We start from the raw sequence: 16,678 nt of genomic DNA, 5'->3' as shown, positions 1-16,678 counted from the left end.
TCCTCGGGAACCGTCCCCCCGTGATCGTGATGGTGCAGGGCGGGGCCGATCCCGCCCGCGACGGCGTGGCCGACTACACCGCCCACCTGGTCGAGACGCTCCGGAAGGCCGGCGAGGACGTCGAGCCCGTGAGCGTGGCCCGGTCGCCGGCGGACGTCGCCCGCGCGGCGCGGCGGATCCGCGCGCTCGGACCCGAGGTGGTGCACGTGCAGTTCGCGCCCTCGGCGTTCGGCTTCTCCCCCTGGCCCGGCCTGCTCCCCGACCTGGTTGGCGCCCCCGTCGTGACGACGGTGCACGAGTACGGCTGGTGGGCCTCCCCGTCCTGGGTACCCGAGAGGACCTGGCGCGCGGTCGAGCGCCGCGGGTTCGACCGCGAGACCTGGCGGCTCGTGCCCCGCAGCGCCGCCGTGCTGACCACCAACGCCGGCCACGAACGGGCGCTGCGGGAGCGCATGCGCATCGCCCCGGTGCTCGTACCGCTGGCGCCGAACGTGCCGGACCTCGGGCCGGCGCCACGCACCGACACCCGTCGCCGGCTCGGGGTCCCGGACGACGCCGAGGTCGTCGCCTTCTTCGGGTTCGTGCACCCCGTCAAGGGCGTCCGGTACCTGGCCGAGGCGCTCGCGCGGCTCCGCGCCGAGGGCCGGGACCGGCTGCACCTGCTCGTCGTCGGCGGGTTCACCTCGCTCGCGCTGCCGGAGGACGAGGCGCAGGCCTTCCGGGCCGAGCTGCTCGGCCAGATCGAGGCGGCGGGCGTCGCCAAGCACGTCACGGTGACCGGGCACCTGCCCGAGAAGGAGGTCTCCGCCGCCCTGCACGCCGCCGACCTCGCGGCCTTCCCGCTCACGGCCGGCGCCACCACGAAGAGCGGCGCGCTGCTGTCCGCCTTCGCGCACGGCCTGCCGACGGTCGTCACCCGGGCCGACCCGCCCGATCCCGAACTGGTCGACGGCGAGACCGTGGTGGTCGCCCCGAAGGTCCGCGACGGTGCCGTGCTGGCCGACGCCCTGCGCCGGCTGCTCGACGACCCGGCCCTGCGGCTGCGGGTGGCCGCGGGCGGGGAGGCGGTCGGGGCCGCGCGGAGCTGGGAGCGGATCGCCGACCTGCACCGCGACGTCTACGCCGGGGTCCGCGGGCGTGCCTGACGACATCCTCGTCATCGACCTGCTCGGCGGGCTGGGCGACCTCGTCATGGCGCTGCCGGTGGTGCACGGGCTCGCGGAGCGCTTCCCGCACGCCGCCCTGCGCGTGCTCACCCACGATCCGGGCGCCACCCTGCTCGACACCGATCCGACGGTGACCGAGGTGCTCCGGGCGGAGAAGGGCCACGAGCGGGAGGCGGTCGGGGCCGCGCTGGACCACACCGACCTCGTCGTGAGCACCACCCGGCTGCACGGGATCCCGGATCTCGTCGCCGAGCGCGGTGTCCCCGGCGTCACGAACCTGTGGCGGTCTCCCCCGCCCGACGAGCCCGTCTCGCGCCGGTACGTCCGGATCCTCGCCGAGGAGGGCCTCGCCGGGCCGGGGTACCGGCCGTCGCGGATCCACCTCACCGACACCGAGGTCGACGACGCCGCGGCGGACCTGCCCGACGACGTGCCGGTCGTGCTCGTACCGGGCGCCGGGATGGCGGTGAAGCTCTGGCCGCACTGGGCCGCGCTGGTGGAACTGCTGCCCGACGTCCCGGTGGTGGCCGTGGGCCCGGGCGCACCGGCCCCCGAGCTGCCGCCGACGGACCTGCGCGGGCTCGCGGCCCGGTTCACCGCCGTCGCGCGGCGCGGCGGGGTCGTGGTGGGCGGCGACACCGGGCCGGCGCGGGTCGCGGCGGCGGTCGGCGCCCGCACCGTCGGCCTGTTCGGTCCCACCCTCGCGGCCCGCTACGGGCTCGATGACCCGGCCACCAACCTGCAGGGTCTGCCGGAGTGCCCGCACCGGCGTCCCACCGCGATCACCGAGCAGGTGTGCTGGTGGGAGGCCCGGTGCCCGCTGAGCCCGCCGGCCGGGGGCCCGGCCTGCATGGCCGACGTCCCTCCGGCCGACGTGGCCGCGGCGGTGCGGGCGGCCCTCCCGGCGCCCGTCCCGTCGTCGCTCAGCCCCTGAGCAGGCCGTCGGCGGTCACCGGGCGGTCCGGGATCGTGGTGTCCGACTCCAGGTGCACAGCGCCGGACGGCAGGATCCCGGCCCCGCCGAACTTGGCCATGACCCGCTGCTCGGCCACGACGTCCTCGCCGACGGCCTCCTCGGGCACGTCGCGCCAGAAGTCGAAACCGCCGGCCGCCACGAGCGCCTCGCGGTCGTAGAGCACGCAGCCCGCGACCCAGGCGATCTTGTACGCGAACCACCGCTCCCCCGGTCGCAGGTGCCGGCGGGCGAGGTGGATCGGGGTGGCCGCGTTGTGCAGCCGCCAGCGCTCCCACTCGGGGGTGTCGGGGTGCAGCGTCTCCGGGACCGGCGCCCCGGCCCAGCGCGCGAACGGCTCCTGCTCGGCGGGCCGCTCGTCGTCGACGTGGGAAAGGCCCTGCATGGCCGCGCCGACCATCCCGCAGCCCAGCTCCGTGATCGCCTCGTGCAGGAGGGCGATCGTGCCCGGGGCGAGCCAGACGTCGTCGTCGAGGAAGAGCACGTACGGCGCCGTCGAGGCGGCCAGGAGCGCGGCCCGGTGTTCGATGACCCCGCGGCGGGGCAGGTGGCGCCGGGTGCGGACCCGGTGCCCGCCCAGCTCCAGCACCCGGATCATCGCCCGGGCCGGCTCGGTGTCGTAGGACGCGGCGTCATCGGACTGGTCCGAGACGACGACGTCGAACGGGTGGTCCTGGGCGGCCAGGCCGGCAAGCGTGGTGGCCAGCTCCACCGGGCGGTTGCGGGTGGGCACCAGCACCTCGACCACCGCCGCGGCTGCGGGCTCGTTTCCAGGGTCGGCCTCGATCCGCCCCGGGCGGGTCGGGCCGCTCACGCCGCCGGGTCCACGACGACCTTGCCGGGCCCGTTCGACACGACGGCCTTCATGCTCTCGTCCACCTTCCGGTCGGGATCGTTCACGCCCGCGGCTACCCGGTCGGCACCGACGCATGCGCTCCGACCCGTGTCGCCCGGGCCCACCACGGCCCGTTGTTGCGGTACGCGCTCGAGCCGTGGCGCGACGACGGCGCGACGCCCGGGTTGGAACTGCTCCCCCGGTACGCCGTGCGGCGGCTGCGGCTCCCCGGAGCCGTGCTGCAGCGCAAGGAGCGGGGCCGTCGCCGACCTCGCGGCGGGACGGGCGGACACCGGGCCCGGGTGTGCCGACGCGGAGCTGTTCCTGGCCTGAGGTGTTCCCGGTCCGACGCGGAGGTGTTCCTGGTCCGAGGTGTTCACGGTCCGGCGCGGAGCTGTCCCTGGTCCGAGGTGTTCACGGTCCGGCGCGGAGCTGTTCCCGGCCTGGGGTATTCCTGGTTCGGCGGAGCTGTTTCCGGTCCGAAGTGTGAAGTGTCCCGGAGTGTCGACGGCGCGGTGCCGGGCATCCCTCCTCCATGGCCCTCTCCCCCACGGCCCGGTCCGACGCACCGGACCGCCCCGTCGCCCTGGTCACCGGCGCCAGCCGCGGACTGGGCTACCTGATCGCCCGCGAGCTCGCCGACCGCGGCCACGACCTGCTGCTGTGCGCGCGCGACGGCGACGGCCTGCAGCCCGCCCGCGCGGAGCTGGAGGCCCGTGGCGCACGGGTGGTCGCCATGGCGGCCGACGTCGGTCGTCCCGAGGCCGCCCGCGAGCTCGTCGGGACCGCCGAGCGCGAGTTCGGCCGGCTCGACGTCCTGGTGGCCAACGCCGGGATCATCCAGGTCGGACCCCAGGCGGACCTGCGCGAGGAGGACTACGCCCGGGCCATGGACGTCATGTTCTGGGGTCTGGTCCGGCCCGCGCTGGAGGCGCTGCCGCTGCTGGCCCGCACCCGGGGCCGGATCCTCGCCGTGACCTCCATCGGCGGGAAGCTGCCCGCTCCGCACCTGTTGCCCTACGGCGCCGCCAAGCACGCGGCCGTCGGCTTCGCGGAGGGGCTGCGGCTGGAGGCGGGTCGGCAGGGCGTCTCGGTGACCGTCGGGGTGCCGGGGCTGATGCGGACGGGCTCCTCGCGCAACGCGCTGGTCACCGGGAAGGCACGGGCGGAGCGGTCCTGGTTCACCGTGGGCGCCTCGCTGCCGCTGGTGTCGATGGACGCCGAGCGGGCCGCCCGCCGCCTGGTCCGCGCGACCCTGCGCGGCACCCCCGAGATCATCCTGACGCCGCTGGCGAACATCGGCTCCCGCGTGCACGCCCTCGCGCCCTCGACGACGTTGCGGCTGCTCACGGTCGTCGAACGGCTGCTGCCCGGGCCGACCGGCAGCGGTGAGCCGCCGCGTCCGGCGCACACCGCTCCGCTGCCCGGATGGCTGCGCCGGCTGACCGGCCTGGACGCGGCCGCCGCCGAGCGCTGGCACGAGCACACCGATCCCGCGCCCGACCCGGCGGGCGGTGTCGGTCCTCAGCGGACGGGTACTCCGGGACGATGACGCCCACCCGTGCCCTCGTGACCAACGACGACGGCATCGACTCCCCCGGCCTGGCCGCCCTGGCCGAGGCCGCGAGCGGGGCCGGGCTCGACGTCGTGATCGCCGCACCCGAGCACCAGTTCTCCGGGGCCGGCGCCGCCATCACCGCCGTACAGGAGGACGGCCGCACGGTGGTGCGCGAAGTGGAGGGCCCGGCCGGGCTGCCGTCGTACGCCGTGCGGGCCGCGCCCGCCCACATCGTGGTCGCCGGCCTGCAGGGCTGGTTCGACCCCGCCCCCGACGTCGTCCTGTCCGGGATCAACCGGGGCGGGAACGTCGGGCGGGCGGTGCTGCACTCCGGCACGGTCGGCGCCGCCCTCACCGCCGGCCTGCACGACCGCCGCGGCCTGGCCGTCTCGCTCGACGTCGCGCTGGGCGTCGCGGAGGACGAGCACTGGGGCGCCGTGACCACGTACCTCCCGCGCGTGCTGGAGCTGCTGCTCGACAGCCCGCTCGGCACCACGCTGTCGCTCAACGTGCCCGACCGGCCCGTCGAGGAGCACCGCGAGCTGCGGCTCGCCCCGCTGGACCCGCGCGGCGTCGTGCAGACCCTGGTGGAGGAGGCCGACGGCCAGGGCCTGCTGCTGCGCGAGGTCGAGACCGGCCAGCGGGCCGCCCCGGACAGCGACCGCGCCCTGCTGGCCGCCGGCCACCCCACCCTGACCGCCCTGCGCGGGCTGTGCGAGGACCCCGATCTGCTCGTGCCCGAGCGCCTCGCCCGCTCCGCGCGCCGGACCGACGAGAGGACGCACGCATGAACACCACGCAGGCCCGCGAGAAGCTGACGGCCGAGCTCGAGAGGCTCGACCACGAGGCCGGCGAGGAGGCCCGCGAGCAGGAGGAGCAGCGGGACCCCGACCAGCTCTCCGGCGGCATGGACTTCGGCGACCGCGGCTCGCGCGAGACCGAGGCGATGGAGGACGACCTGGCCCGGGGCACGTTGCGGATGCAGCGCGCCGAGGTCGTCGCCGCGCTGGAGCGGATCGACGCCGGGGAGTACGGCCGGTGCGTCGTGTGCGGCAAGGAGATCGACGACGAGCGGCTGGAGGCCCGGCCCGAGACGGACAAGTGCCGCGACCACGCCGACACCACGTCGCCGAGCCAGCCGGGCAGCGTCCCGCGCGTCGACACCTGAGTACGCGCGCCGAAGGCCGAGTACGAGTCCGGTATGTCGGATTCGTGCCCGCTCGTTGTCGTGTTCGCCCCGTCCTGGCCGACCGGGCCCACCTCGCCCCCCTGAAGTAGCGCGAGTCGGGCTCTGGGCTCCCGCGAGTCGGGGCCAGGGCTCCCGCGAGTCGGGACTTCCAGCACCGCGAGTCGGCAGTTCCGGGAGCGCGAGTCGGCAGTTCAGGGAGCGCGGCAACCGCTATCAGCTCGATCCTCGAGGAGGTTGGCAGGGCGGGGAGCGGGTAGTCGATCTCCGTGGCGGCCCCCGTCCTGCTCGCGCTGCGGGCGTTGAACCTCGGTGACCTGCTGACCGTCGTGCCCGCGCTGCGCGCGCTGCGCCGTCATCACCGCGACCACCGGATCGTGCTGGCCACCGCGGGCCTGCTCGAACCGCTGGCCGCGCTCACCGGCGCGGTCGACGAGGTGCTGCCCACCCCGACGTCTGACGCACTGGTCTTCTCCGGCCCCGTCGACGTCGCCGTGAACCTGCACGGTGCCGGCCCGCAGAGCCATCGCGCCCTCGACGCCCTCCGCCCCCGGCGTCGGATCGGGCTGGGGCGGCCCGAGCTGGGCTGGCCCGGTCCGCCGCCCGCGGAACTCGACGCGCTCCACGAGCGGGTCCGCTGGTGCGCGATGCTCGCCGACCACGGGATCGCGGCCGATCCCGAGGACCTCCGCCTCCCCCCGCCGGCCGACGCCCCCCCGGGCCCCGCACGTCCCGTGGTGGTCCACCCCGGCGCGGCGTTCGGTGCCAAGTGCTGGCCCGCCGACCGCTTCGCCGCCCTCGCACACCGGCTCGCGCCGCTCGGCCCCGTCGTGGTGACGGGCGGGCCGCCGGAGCGGCCTCTCGCCGAGCAGGTCGCCGCCGCAGCCGATCTGTCCGAGGACCGCGTCCTCGCCGGCCGGACCTCGATCGGCGAGCTGGCCGCCCTGGTCGCCGGCGCCGCGCTGGTCGTCAGCGGGGACACCGGGATCGCGCATCTCGCCGCGGCGTTCGGGCGGCCGTCGGTCGTGCTGTTCGGGCCGGTCGGGCCGGAGCGCTGGGGCCCGCCCGAAGGTCCGCACCGTGCCCTCACGCACGCGGAGGTCCGGCGGGGCGACCCGTTCGCCGAGGACCCGGATCCCGCGCTGCTCGCGATCGAGGTCGACGAGGTCGAGGCCGCCTGCCTCGAGGTCGTCGGTATGGGCGGGTGTGTCGCCACCGCTGCGAGGGGTACGGAAACCCCATGAACGAGCCGACCGGCAGCAGGGCCCCGGACGACGACGTCGCCCGGCCCGACATGATCGCCCAGGACGAGATCGCGACCGACCCCGCCGCCGACCTCGAGGACGTGACCGACCGCGGTACCGGCCTCGACGCGGAGGAGATCGACCCGAACACCGAGGCCGACCCGTACGACGTGCTGGAGCAGCACCGCGAGGTCCCGGTCGACGACGACGAGGCGCCGCGCGGCTGACAGGTTCCGAAGCGAGACCTCAGCTGGCATGATCGCTGTCCCGGACCCCTCTGTGCCCTATCCGGCCGAAAGTGGTCCCGGACGGCGATCACAGCCTCCGAAGACGGTCCCCGGCGACGATCATGGCCTCCCCCTGGACGACTCACGGGAGCCCCCCCACCGCGACTCGCCGAAGCCCAGAGCCCGACTCGCGGGAGCCCAGACCCCGACTCGCGCTCCCAGAACTCCCGACTCGCGGGGGGTCGTCGGCATGCGTGAGCGCGAAGTGCCGCACCCCGCAGCACGTCGCGCTCGTGGCCGACTTCTACGTCGCCCTCTCTACCTCGCCCTCGCTACGCCGACCCCCCTACGACGCTCGCTCGGACACCCCGGCCCCGACCTGCGTCCACCGGCCCTCCACGCAGCGGACGGTCGCGGCGCCGCCGGCCTCGACGAACCGCCCGGCCGTCTCGACGGCGCTCTGGACCGCCGCGGGCAGGGAAGCCCCGGCCGCGAGGGCGGCCGCGAGCCGGCCCGCGAACGCGTCGCCGGCACCGCAGGGGTCGCCGCCGGTCACGTCCAGGGCGGGCACCGCAACCCGCTCCGACGCGGTCACCAGCACCGCGCCCCGATCCCCCCGCGTGACGACGACGGCGCGGCTCTTCCGGCGTCGGCGCAGCTCCGCCGCGCAGCCGACCGGGTCGCCGCCCGGCAGCCCGAGCGCGCCCGCGGCCTCCTTGGCGTTGGGCGTCATGATCACGCCGGGCACGGGATCGGTGCCCTTGGGGTGCGGGTCCCACACGACCGGTGTGCCGGCCGCGACGGCGTCGGCGAGCATCCGGCGCACCTGCGGATCGGCGGTGACGCCGCGGCCGTAGTCCGAGACGAGCACCGCCCCCGCATCGTCGAGCGCCCGGCGCAGGCCGGTGCGGACCGCCGCGCCGAACTCGTCGGCGGGGCGGCCGCTGCCCGTGTCGGTGCGCAGCAGCGGGCCGTCGGGCGAGTGCCACCGGCATTTCACCGGGGTCCCGCCGGTCGCGGGCCCGGCGACGAGGTCGAGCGTCGGGGCGAGGAGCTCCCGCACCCGGTCGCCGTCCTCGGCGAGGGCCGTGACCAGCGTCGTCCGTACGCCGGTTCCGGCCAGCAGCACCGCCGCCAGGCCGGCCCCGCCCGGTCGTGCCACCTCCCCGGTGACATCGAGGACGGGGACGGGCGCGTCGGGACAGAGCCGCTCGACCGTCCCGTGCACGTCGAGGTCGAGCAGCACGTCGCCGACCACCACCACGGAGCCCCCCGGCACCACGGAGCCCCCCGGCACCACCGAGCCCCCCCGCACGACCGAGCTCCCCGGCCGGACGGAACCCCCCGGCCCCACGGAGCTCACCGGCCCGCCCCCTCGGCCGCCCGCGCCACGATGGCGCTGGTGGAGTGGTCGGCGAGATAGCCGAGGATCCGGACCTCGCCGCCCATCCGCTCCACGACGGGCGTCTCCGGCAGCATCTCCGGGGTGTAGTCCCCGCCCTTGCAGTAGACGTCCGGCCGCACCAGGTCGAGCAGCTCGACCGGGCTGTCGGTGTCGAACGAGGTCACCAGGTCCACGGCCGCCAGGGCGCCGATCACCCCGGCCCGGTCCTCGAGCGGGTTGACCGGGCGCGTCGGGCCCTTGAGCCGGGACACGCAGTCGTCGCTGTTCAGGGCCACGACCAGCACGTCCCCGAGCTCGGCGGCCTCCCGCAGGTAGGCCACGTGCCCGCGGTGCAGCACGTCGAAGCAGCCGTTGGTGAACACCACCCGGTGGCCGGCCGCCCGGTGCTCGGCGAGCACGGTCAGCAGGTCCCGGTGCGACAGCACGCTGCCCGGGTCCCCGGCGGCGAGCCGGCAGGTCAGCGCCGCGGCCGTGCACACGGCGGTACCCGGCAACGTGACGACGACGTCGGCGGCGGTCTGTGCCAGCGACAGCGCCTCCTCCCGCGGCGTCCCCGACGCGACCGCGGCGGTCCAGGCCCCGGCGAACACGTCGCCGGCCCCGCAAGCGCCCGACGGCGGTGCGTGCTCCCCCGCCGGCCGCCGGAGCGGCGTGCCGTCCGCGGGGAGCCGCACGGAACCGTCGACGTCCAGGGTGAGCAGCACCTCCGACGCCCCGGTGGCCGCGCGCAGTGCCGACGCGTGCTCGAACCCCCACGCCAGCCGGTCGTGCTCGGGCAGGTCGACGCCGAGCACGGCGGCGGCCTCCTCGACACTCGGCGTGACGGCGTCGGGCCGCAGCTCGGCCCACGGCGCGAGATCGTGGGCGTCGACGACCAGGAGCGGGATGCGCCCTCGCGCCCGCGCGATCCGCCGGCGCACCGCCGGCGACAGCGCGCCGAGGCCGTAGTCGGCGACCAGCACCGCGTCGGGCGCGTCGGCCAGCGCCGCGGTGGTCTGGTCGGCGAGCGCACGGACGGTCGCGCTGCCCGGGAGGCCCGGCGGCACCACGTCGTAGCGGGCGACGGGCTGGCCGGGCGGGTCGCCGGCGACGATGCGCCGCTTGGCCGCCGTCGCGCGGGCCGGGTCGAGCACGCACCGGTCCGTGCGCACGCCGGCCTTCGCGAGCGCCGAGCGCAGGGTCCGGCCGTCCGGGTCGTCGCCGACCGTGCAGACGATCTCGACGTCGGCGCCCAGCGCGGCCAGCGCCACCGCGGCGTTGCCCGCGCCGCCGGGCGCGACCTCCTCGGACGACGGCTCGACGACCGGCACGGGCCCGTCGCGGGCGACCCGGCGGGCGCTGCCGCGCACCCAGCCGTCGAGCACGACGTCGCCCAGGACCAGCACCCGGGGCCGCCGGTCGGGGATCCGCGCGGCCGCGGTCACGGAGGCGACCGGGGCGCACGCCGCGGGGATCACGGCCACGAGGGCTCCTCGGACTGGCACACCACCAGTTCGCGGACCTCGCACCCCTCGGGCCTGGTCAGCGCGAACAGGACGGTGGCGGCGACGTTGCGCGGGTCGTTGAGCTTGGCGTCCGGGCCGGGCCGGTACTGCTCGGTCCGGCCGTCGAAGAACGCGGTGTTCATGCCGCCGGGCACGAGCGTGGTCAGCCCGACCTCGCCGGCCAGCTCCGCCGCCAGCGCGCGGCTCATGCCGAGCACGCCGAACTTGGAGGCGCAGTAGGCCGAGGCGTCGGACAGGGCACGCAGGCCGAGCGTGGAGGCGACCGTGACGATCCGCCCCCGGCGCTCCTTCAGGCTCGGCAGCGCGGCCCGGATGACCGCGGCGGTGCCGAGCAGGTTCACCTTGATGACGCGTTCCCAGTCCTCGGCGGACACGTCGTCGATCCGGCCGCAGGCATCGGTCCCCGCACAGGTGACGACGCCGTCGACGCCGCCGGCCCGCTCGACGAGCCCGCGGACGGCCTCCTCGGCGGCGCGGGTGTCGGCGAGGTCCGCGAGCGCGTGGGCGGCGTCGGCGGCCTCGGTCAGACCCGGCGTCGGATCCACCCGGTCGATCAGCAGCGGCGTGCCGCCCGCCGTGGCGACGGCCTCGGCGACGGCCCGGCCCAGGCCGGACGCGGCGCCGGTGACGAGCACCGTGCCGAGCGGGCGGGAGGTGGGGAGCCGGTCGCGGGGGTCCGCGGCGGAGGTGGGCGCCGTGGTGTCGGTCAGGGTCATGCGGGTCTCCTCACGGTCGTCGGGGCGATCGTCGGGTCGAGGGTGGGTGTCCTGCGGTGGGTCCGGTGGTATCGGCCCACCAGCTCGGCCGGGGCGCCCGGCGCAGCGGGGAGCTGCGCCTCGAGGGCGCGGCAGAGCATGTGCACCGCGGCGAGGTGCGACTCCTGCACCGTCGCGGTGTCACCCGGCAGGCAGACGGCGTCGGTGGCGCGCCCCACCAGCGGGTTCGGGCCGGGCCCGGTGAGGGCCCAGCAGTCCATGTCGAGCTCGCGGGCGGCGTCGGCCGCCGCGAGCAGGTTGGGGCTGCGGCCGCTGGTGGACAGCAGCAGGAGCACGTCGCCGGGCCGGCCGTGCGCGCGGACCTGCCGGGCGAACACCTCCTCGTAGCCGTAGTCGTTACCGATCGCGGTCATCGAGGAGGTGTCGGCGTGCAGGGCGATCGCGGACAGCGCCTGGCGCTCACCCTCGAACCGGCCGACCAGCTCCGCGGTGAGGTGCTGGGCCTCCGCGGCGCTCCCGCCGTTGCCCGCGGCGAGCAGGCGCCCGCCGGTCGGCAGCAGCCCCGCGAGGGTGTTGCCCCAGCGCACCAGCGTCGGCGCCGCGGCCCGCAACGCGGGCAGCGCCGCCTCCAGCCGGTCGACGTGGCCGCCCAGCACCTGGTGTGGGGTCACGTCGGTCATCACCGCACCCCCGTCCGCGCCTCACGGGCACCGGACGCCGGGGCCACGCCGCCCTCCCGGCCGGCGATCGCCTCGCGGTAGGCCACCGTGGTGGAGCCGGCGATCTTCGCCCAGGTGTAGCGGGACAGCACCCGGCGACGCCCGGCCGCGCCGAGGTCGGCCACCGCCTGCGGGTCCGCCAGGAGCGCCCGCAGCGCCGCACCCAGCGCCTCCGGGTCGCGCGGCGGCACCAGCAGCCCGGTCTCGCCGTCGACGACGGTGTCCTTCATGCCGCCCACGGCCGTCGCGACGACGGGCCGGCCGCAGGACATGGCCTCCAGGGGCACGATGCCGAAGGGCTCGTACCAGGGCGCGCAGACCACGGCGTCGGCGGAGCGGATCAGCGCCGGTACGTCGGGACGGCGGACCGCCCCGAGGAAGCGCACCCGTCCCGCGACCCGCATCCGGCGCGCCAGCTCGCGCAGCCGGTTCAGCTCCGGGTCGGCCATCAGGTCCATCCCGGCGGGCGGGCCGCCGGCCACCACGAGCTCGGTGTCCGGGACGTCGCGCAGCGCCTCGACGACCTCGTCGACGCCCTTGCGCCGCACCACCCGGCCGAGCGCGAGCAGCCGCTTGCGCCGCCCGCGCCGCGGGGCCGGGCCCTCCGGGGCGAACTCCTCGGCGTCCACCCCGCACGGCACCACCGAGATGCGCCGGCGATTGGCGCCCAGGCGCAGCAGCTCGAACAGTTCGTCCTCACAGGACGCCGTGAGGCGGTCCGCGGTGCGCACCAACGTCTTCTCGGCCGCGATGCGGCCGGCTGGGCTGGTGTCGTCCGCTCCCTGTTCGCGCTTCTTCACGTGGCCGAGCGCGTGGAAGGTCTGCACCAGCGGCAGGCCGAGCAGGCCGGCAGCGCCCCGGGCGGCGAGCCCGGACATCCAGAAGTGCGCGTGGGCGACGTCCGGCGGGTCGGCCCGCCAGGCCCGTTCCAGCTGCTGGGCCAGCAGCGGCACGAACGGCACCAGGTCGTCCTTCGGCACCGGCCGGGCCGGACCTGCGGTGAGGTGCCGGACCCGGACACCCGGGCCGAACGCGACGACCTCCGGGAGGTCCGCGTCGTCGCGGCGGGTGTACACCGTGACGTCGTGGCCCGCCCGGCCGAGCGCCAGGCTCAGCTCCCGGACGTGCACGTTCTGCCCTCCCGAGTCCGGTCCGCCGGGCTCGGCGAGGGGGCTGGCGTGTTCGGACACCATGGCGATCCGCATGGGTCAGCTCCTTCCGGTGAGAGCGGGTCGTGAGGCGGGGGCGGGAGCGGTGTCGGCGACCTGGGCGAGCACGGCCTCCCAGTCGCGCAGGAAGCGCTCCACCCCGAACTGCGCGAGCGCGGCCTCGCGGGCGGCGCGGCCCGCGGCCGCGGCGGCCTGGGGGTCGGCGACGAACTCGACGAGGCCGCGGCGCAGCCGTCGCAGATCGGTGGAGCACACGCCGGCGGCGGGCGGCACCCGTTCCGGGGCCTCGGTGGTGCCGACCACCACCACCGGCATCCCGAGCATCATCGCCTCGATCAGCGACAGCCCGAGCGAGGTCCAGCGGGCGGTGTGCAGGTAGACGCGGCGGCGCGCCAGTTCGGTGTGCATCCGGTCCTGGGGCAGGTCGCCGCCGCTCCGGACCCCCGGTAGATCGAGGTCGTCCGCACCGATCCCGAAGACGTCGACGGGAACGTCGGCGGCCAATCGCGCGACGATGTCCGTGCCCGTGATCCGGTTGCGCCGCAACGGTTCGTTGATGCAGGCGGCCGCCGAGGCCACCTCGCCGGTGTACCGGTGCCCCGGGTCGAGGACGCCGTGCTCCACCACCGCGGTGGGGGTGCTCCCGGCGTCCCACATCAATGCGTTGAAGTGGGTGACGTGCACCAGCAGGAGATCGTCGCGATCGGCCATCGGGTGCCGCGACGTGGCCGCACCCTCCCGCGGCGCGTTGTGCTCCAGGAAGATCGCCGGCACATCGCGACCTGGCACCCGGCCGAGCCACTCGGTGGCCAGCTCGAGCTCCTCCGGCCGCTGCAGCACGACCAGGTCCACGTCGGACTCCGCGAGCTCCGCGGGCGAGCACTCCACAGCGGACGCAGGCCAGTCCCAGGCCGCGGGCCGCCCGCCGCCCCAGGGCCCGCGCTCGGGCAGGGTCGGCAGCAGGTAGCGGTGCGGGCCCTGGACGAACGCGGTCGTCCAGGAGCCGTGCACGTGCCAGATCAGGATGTTCACGCGGGGATCTCCTCCGTGAGGGGGCCGGTGAGGGGAACGGACGGACGGGTGAGCCGCCGGACGGCCGCGACGACGTCGTCGGGACGGACGGAGGCGAGGCAGGGATGCCCGGCGACGGGGCACTCGCGCGCCCGGGTGCCGCGGCAGGGGGCGTCCTGGTCGCCGAGCAGGACCTGCGGGACTCGGTAGGGTCGCCAGCGCACGGCGGGGACGACCGGCGCGAACAGCGAGACGACGGGGGTGCCGACGGCGGCGGCGAGGTGGGCAGCCGCGGTGTTGCCGACGACGGTCGCCGACGCTCCCGCGATCACCGCAGCCAGCTCTGCCATCGACGTGCGTCCGCCCAGGTCGAGGGCATGGTCGCCGGCGACCTGCGCGGTGAGCTCGCGCTCCCCCGGGCCACCGGTCACCGCCACGCGCCACCCCTCGCCGACCAGTCGGCGGACGGCCTCGGCGGCGTGGCCGGCGGGCCAGCGCCGGGCGTCGACGGCCGCGCCGGGGTGCACGACCACGTCGGCGACGGGCTCGGGGAGCGGCGCCGGCAGCCGTACGTGCAGCCGGCCGTCGTCGTCGGGCGGGAGGGGGTACCCGGCGGCCTCGGCGATCGCGCACATCCGCTCCGGCTCGGGCTGGTCCTCCTCGAGCGTCTCGCCCGGCCGCAACCGGACGTCGAGGAGAGCACCCGGATAGTCCACGGACGCACCGGCGATCCGCGGCACGCCCGCCATCCGGAGCACCAGGGCCAACGGCAGCGGCGACTGGTGGAAGGACGTCAGCACGACGGCCTCGTCGAAACCGGCCAGCCCGTCGGCCAGCGCGTCGATCTCGGTGCGCCGGACCGGCGGCGGGTCGCCCAGCACCCAGGGGCAGGACCACACGCGGACCTCGGTGACGCCGGGCAGCAGCCGGGCGGCCTCCTCCCCCGCGGGCCCGACCAGCATCGTCACGCGCGCCGAGCGCGCGATCGCCCGCACCGCCGGGCCGGCGAGGAGCACGTCCCCCGCGCCGTCGAGCCTGGCGACCAGCACCTCCCTCACGCAGCGGCTCCGAGGGGGCCGTACAGCAGGTGGTCGACGGCCCGGACCAGGTCGGGGGCGACGACGGGCGCAGCCTGGATCTCCTCGATCCGCGTCACCGGCGTCGGGACCAGCACGGCGAGGGCGCCGGCGGCGTGGGCCGCCCCGACGTCGGCACCGATGTCGCCGACGACGGCGACCCGGCTCGCCGGAACGCCCAGCTCGGCGGCCGCGGCGAGCACCATGCCCGGGGCCGGCTTGCGGCAGGCGCAGCCGTCGCGGGGCGCGTGCGGGCACACCTGCCAGGTGGCGAAAGGGCCGAGCAGGCGCTCGACCTCCCGGTTCACCGCGTCGACGTCCGACCGGCGCAACAGGCCCCGCCCGATGCCGGACTGGTTGGACACGACGCCGACCGGGATCCCGGCGGCGCGCACCATCCCCAGCGCGCGGCGCGCACCGGGCATCGGCCGCACGGCGGACGGGTCGTCGCAGTACGGCACGTCCACCACGAGCGTGCCGTCGCGGTCGAAGAGGACCGCGGCGGGCGGTGTCCAAGCCGGAGTCATGGTGGACGAATCACCGCTGGCGAACCGAGCAAACTCCTCGGCCAGGACTACTACTCTCCGTAATTCCCGTGACACGGAGTGACTGAGCGGAGTTCGTGACCCGGGTCACGGGTACCCGGCCCGGATGTTCGAGAAGCTGAGGTCCCTGTTCGGCCGTCCGCCCACCGCCGAGGACGACGTGCGCCCCGATCCGGCCGCCGCGCGGTCGCGCGAGACGGGCGGACGGCCCACCGAGCGGGGCGACGCCGCGACAACGACCGGGACCGGCACGACCGAGGACTTCGTCGGCCGGACCGCCGGTCAGGACGAGGGGACGGCCGGCGAGTCCGGCGCAGAGGCCCGGCGGGACGGGTAGCTCACCGCGCCATCCCAGCGGCGGTGTCGGGCGACCGGCGGCGCCGTGCACCCGACCAGGCCAGCAGGGCGGCGAGGACGTCCTCGGCGAGCGCGCCCGGCAGGTCGGAGCCGAAGCGGCGCGCGGCGGCGGCGCGGGCACGCACCCCGAGCACCGCGGCCCCGGCCGCGCCCGCCAGCCCCGCGAGCGCGGGCAGGGCGGGGTCCTCGCCGTCGCGCCGGGCCATCGCGGCGGCGCTGGTCGAGCCCAGGGTGAGCCGCGGGGCCAGGCCCGGCGCCCCGAGCCGGCCGGGGACGGCCGGCTGCTTGTCCGCCACCGCCTCGGCTGCGGCCATCAGACCCGTGAGCGTGGTGCCGGCGCGCCCGCCGATCCGCCCCGCGAGGCCGGCGTCGCCCGGGCGGGAGGTCAACGCGAGGGCGGCGGTGCCGGCCGTGCTGCGGGAGCCCGTCGCGGCCCCGAGAGCGACGGCCCGGATCAGGGTCGAGGGGCGCGCGGGCGGTGCCGCGGGCCCCGCGTCGGGCGCGCCGCGCTCGAGCCGGACCAGGGTCGCGTGGGTGGCGATGCCGTAGGCGAGGTGCGGGAGCACGCCGGCCGTCCAGTCGGCGGCCGACCAGGTGCGGGGGTCCGAGACGCGGGTGAGGGCCAGCGGGCCGTCCGTCGCGAGCATGGCGGCCGCGCCGAGCAGCGGGCCGCCGACCGCGGTGGGCAGCCGCAGCCCGGCCGCCCGCAGCCCGCCGGCGACGGCCCCGACGGCCAGCCCCGCCGCCGAGCCGGCCAGCGGGCCCAGGGCGGCGAGCCGGTTGCGGCGCTCCGACCGGCCACCCGGCACCGCGACGCCGGCCCGGTCCGCGACCGCGGCCACCAGCTGCTCGGGCGCCCGGCTCGCGGGCCGGGCCCGCAGCACCGCGTCGGCGCCGCTGACCACGTTGAGCGCCGTGGTGCCCGCGGCACCGGCCGTCACCCCGTTCAGGAGACCTCTCGTGACCTTCACCGGCCGGGAGTACCC

General features: G+C 76.9%; 17 protein-coding genes and 1 pseudogene. 8 read left to right on the top strand and 10 right to left on the bottom strand.

Annotation, left to right across the window (positions count from 1 at the left end):
- The first annotated feature begins 29 nt into the window (after window positions 1-29).
- Window positions 30-1,145, top strand: coding sequence for a glycosyltransferase (locus tag LWC33_RS09660; protein WP_233304027.1), 1,116 nt, complete (start codon window positions 30-32; stop codon window positions 1,143-1,145).
- Window positions 1,138-2,100 (top strand): glycosyltransferase family 9 protein, encoded by a 963-nt coding sequence (locus LWC33_RS09655; RefSeq protein ID WP_233303928.1) that lies wholly within the window; start codon window positions 1,138-1,140, stop codon window positions 2,098-2,100. Before LWC33_RS09660 ends, LWC33_RS09655 begins: the two co-directional genes overlap by 8 nt.
- Here LWC33_RS09655 and LWC33_RS09650 read toward each other — a convergent pair.
- A complete protein-coding gene (locus tag LWC33_RS09650) occupies window positions 2,090-2,953 on the bottom strand; it encodes a glycosyltransferase family 2 protein (protein WP_233303927.1) in 864 nt (287 codons plus the stop codon). The genes LWC33_RS09655 and LWC33_RS09650 overlap by 11 nt on opposite strands.
- Before the next feature lie 556 nt (window positions 2,954-3,509).
- On the opposite strand from LWC33_RS09650, the gene LWC33_RS09645 reads away from it, so the two are divergent.
- The 5 genes from LWC33_RS09645 to LWC33_RS09625 all read left to right on the top strand — a co-directional run bounded on the left by LWC33_RS09645 (window position 3,510) and on the right by LWC33_RS09625 (window position 7,189).
- On the top strand, window positions 3,510-4,526 hold the full coding sequence (locus LWC33_RS09645; protein WP_233303926.1) for an SDR family NAD(P)-dependent oxidoreductase: 1,017 nt from the start codon (window positions 3,510-3,512) through the stop codon (window positions 4,524-4,526).
- Window positions 4,523-5,323 (top strand): 5'/3'-nucleotidase SurE, encoded by an 801-nt coding sequence (surE, locus tag LWC33_RS09640; RefSeq protein ID WP_233303925.1) that lies wholly within the window; start codon window positions 4,523-4,525, stop codon window positions 5,321-5,323. The genes LWC33_RS09645 and surE overlap by 4 nt, the downstream gene beginning before the upstream one ends.
- The gene (locus tag LWC33_RS09635) at window positions 5,320-5,700 is read left to right on the top strand and encodes a TraR/DksA family transcriptional regulator (RefSeq protein WP_233303924.1); all 381 of its coding nucleotides are present in this window, start codon (window positions 5,320-5,322) and stop codon (window positions 5,698-5,700) included. The genes surE and LWC33_RS09635 overlap by 4 nt, the downstream gene beginning before the upstream one ends.
- A 287-nt stretch (window positions 5,701-5,987) precedes the next feature.
- Window positions 5,988-6,962 (top strand): glycosyltransferase family 9 protein, encoded by a 975-nt coding sequence (locus LWC33_RS09630; protein ID WP_233303923.1) that lies wholly within the window; start codon window positions 5,988-5,990, stop codon window positions 6,960-6,962.
- Window positions 6,959-7,189: a hypothetical protein gene (locus tag LWC33_RS09625; protein ID WP_233303922.1), complete on the top strand. Its 231-nt coding sequence runs from the start codon at window positions 6,959-6,961 to the stop codon at window positions 7,187-7,189. Before LWC33_RS09630 ends, LWC33_RS09625 begins: the two co-directional genes overlap by 4 nt.
- Before the next feature lie 346 nt (window positions 7,190-7,535).
- On the opposite strand, the gene LWC33_RS35890 is transcribed toward LWC33_RS09625, so the two are convergent.
- From LWC33_RS35890 to LWC33_RS09585, 8 genes and pseudogenes are all read right to left on the bottom strand, one after another.
- A complete protein-coding gene (locus LWC33_RS35890; protein WP_233303921.1) occupies window positions 7,536-8,504 on the bottom strand; it encodes a bifunctional heptose 7-phosphate kinase/heptose 1-phosphate adenyltransferase in 969 nt (322 codons plus the stop codon).
- 44 nt (window positions 8,505-8,548) lie between these two features.
- Entirely contained in the window at window positions 8,549-10,057 is a 1,509-nt protein-coding gene (gene rfaE2, locus LWC33_RS09615; protein WP_233303920.1) for a D-glycero-beta-D-manno-heptose 1-phosphate adenylyltransferase, read from the bottom strand.
- Window positions 10,048-10,809, bottom strand: a complete 762-nt coding sequence (locus tag LWC33_RS09610; RefSeq protein WP_372476584.1) for an SDR family oxidoreductase — start codon at window positions 10,807-10,809, stop codon at window positions 10,048-10,050. Before LWC33_RS09610 ends, rfaE2 begins: the two co-directional genes overlap by 10 nt.
- 104 nt (window positions 10,810-10,913) lie before the next feature.
- Window positions 10,914-11,495, bottom strand: a pseudogene (locus LWC33_RS09605) (D-sedoheptulose-7-phosphate isomerase); the annotation flags it as partial.
- Window positions 11,495-12,739 (bottom strand): glycosyltransferase, encoded by a 1,245-nt coding sequence (locus LWC33_RS09600; protein ID WP_233303918.1) that lies wholly within the window; start codon window positions 12,737-12,739, stop codon window positions 11,495-11,497. The pseudogene LWC33_RS09605 and the gene LWC33_RS09600, both read right to left, overlap by 1 nt.
- Window positions 12,740-12,742: 3 nt before the next feature.
- The gene (locus LWC33_RS09595; protein WP_233303917.1) at window positions 12,743-13,735 is read right to left on the bottom strand and encodes a glycosyltransferase; all 993 of its coding nucleotides are present in this window, start codon (window positions 13,733-13,735) and stop codon (window positions 12,743-12,745) included.
- Window positions 13,732-14,772: a glycosyltransferase family 9 protein gene (locus LWC33_RS09590; protein WP_233303916.1), complete on the bottom strand. Its 1,041-nt coding sequence runs from the start codon at window positions 14,770-14,772 to the stop codon at window positions 13,732-13,734. Before LWC33_RS09590 ends, LWC33_RS09595 begins: the two co-directional genes overlap by 4 nt.
- Window positions 14,769-15,317 (bottom strand): D-glycero-alpha-D-manno-heptose-1,7-bisphosphate 7-phosphatase, encoded by a 549-nt coding sequence (locus tag LWC33_RS09585; protein ID WP_233303915.1) that lies wholly within the window; start codon window positions 15,315-15,317, stop codon window positions 14,769-14,771. Before LWC33_RS09585 ends, LWC33_RS09590 begins: the two co-directional genes overlap by 4 nt.
- A gap of 124 nt (window positions 15,318-15,441) precedes the next feature.
- Here LWC33_RS09585 and LWC33_RS09580 point away from each other — a divergent pair, with 124 nt between their 5' ends.
- Window positions 15,442-15,672, top strand: a complete 231-nt coding sequence (locus LWC33_RS09580) for a hypothetical protein (RefSeq protein ID WP_233303914.1) — start codon at window positions 15,442-15,444, stop codon at window positions 15,670-15,672.
- A 1-nt stretch (window position 15,673) separates the two neighbouring features.
- Here LWC33_RS09580 and LWC33_RS09575 read toward each other — a convergent pair whose 3' ends face one another.
- A complete protein-coding gene (locus LWC33_RS09575) occupies window positions 15,674-16,633 on the bottom strand; it encodes a hypothetical protein (RefSeq protein WP_233303913.1) in 960 nt (319 codons plus the stop codon).
- Window positions 16,634-16,678 lie beyond the last annotated feature (45 nt).

It is taken from the genome of Pseudonocardia terrae (genome assembly GCF_021343995.1).
In the GTDB taxonomy this organism is placed as follows: Bacteria; Actinomycetota; Actinomycetes; order Mycobacteriales; family Pseudonocardiaceae; genus Pseudonocardia; species Pseudonocardia terrae.
Note: the sequence above shows the minus strand (reverse complement) of the source record. Positions and strands in the feature narration are given on the sequence as shown.

Coding starts and splice junctions, on each gene's coding strand:
- LWC33_RS09660 (WP_233304027.1), top strand. CDS start 30: ATGGTGCAGGGCGGGGCCGATCCCGCCCGCGACGGCGTGGCCGACTAC.
- LWC33_RS09645 (WP_233303926.1), top strand. CDS start 3,510: ATGGCCCTCTCCCCCACGGCCCGGTCCGACGCACCGGACCGCCCCGTC.
- surE (WP_233303925.1), top strand. CDS start 4,523: ATGACGCCCACCCGTGCCCTCGTGACCAACGACGACGGCATCGACTCC.
- LWC33_RS09635 (WP_233303924.1), top strand. CDS start 5,320: ATGAACACCACGCAGGCCCGCGAGAAGCTGACGGCCGAGCTCGAGAGG.
- LWC33_RS09625 (WP_233303922.1), top strand. CDS start 6,959: ATGAACGAGCCGACCGGCAGCAGGGCCCCGGACGACGACGTCGCCCGG.
- LWC33_RS09600 (WP_233303918.1), bottom strand. CDS start 12,739: ATGCGGATCGCCATGGTGTCCGAACACGCCAGCCCCCTCGCCGAGCCC.
- LWC33_RS09585 (WP_233303915.1), bottom strand. CDS start 15,317: ATGACTCCGGCTTGGACACCGCCCGCCGCGGTCCTCTTCGACCGCGAC.
- LWC33_RS09580 (WP_233303914.1), top strand. CDS start 15,442: ATGTTCGAGAAGCTGAGGTCCCTGTTCGGCCGTCCGCCCACCGCCGAG.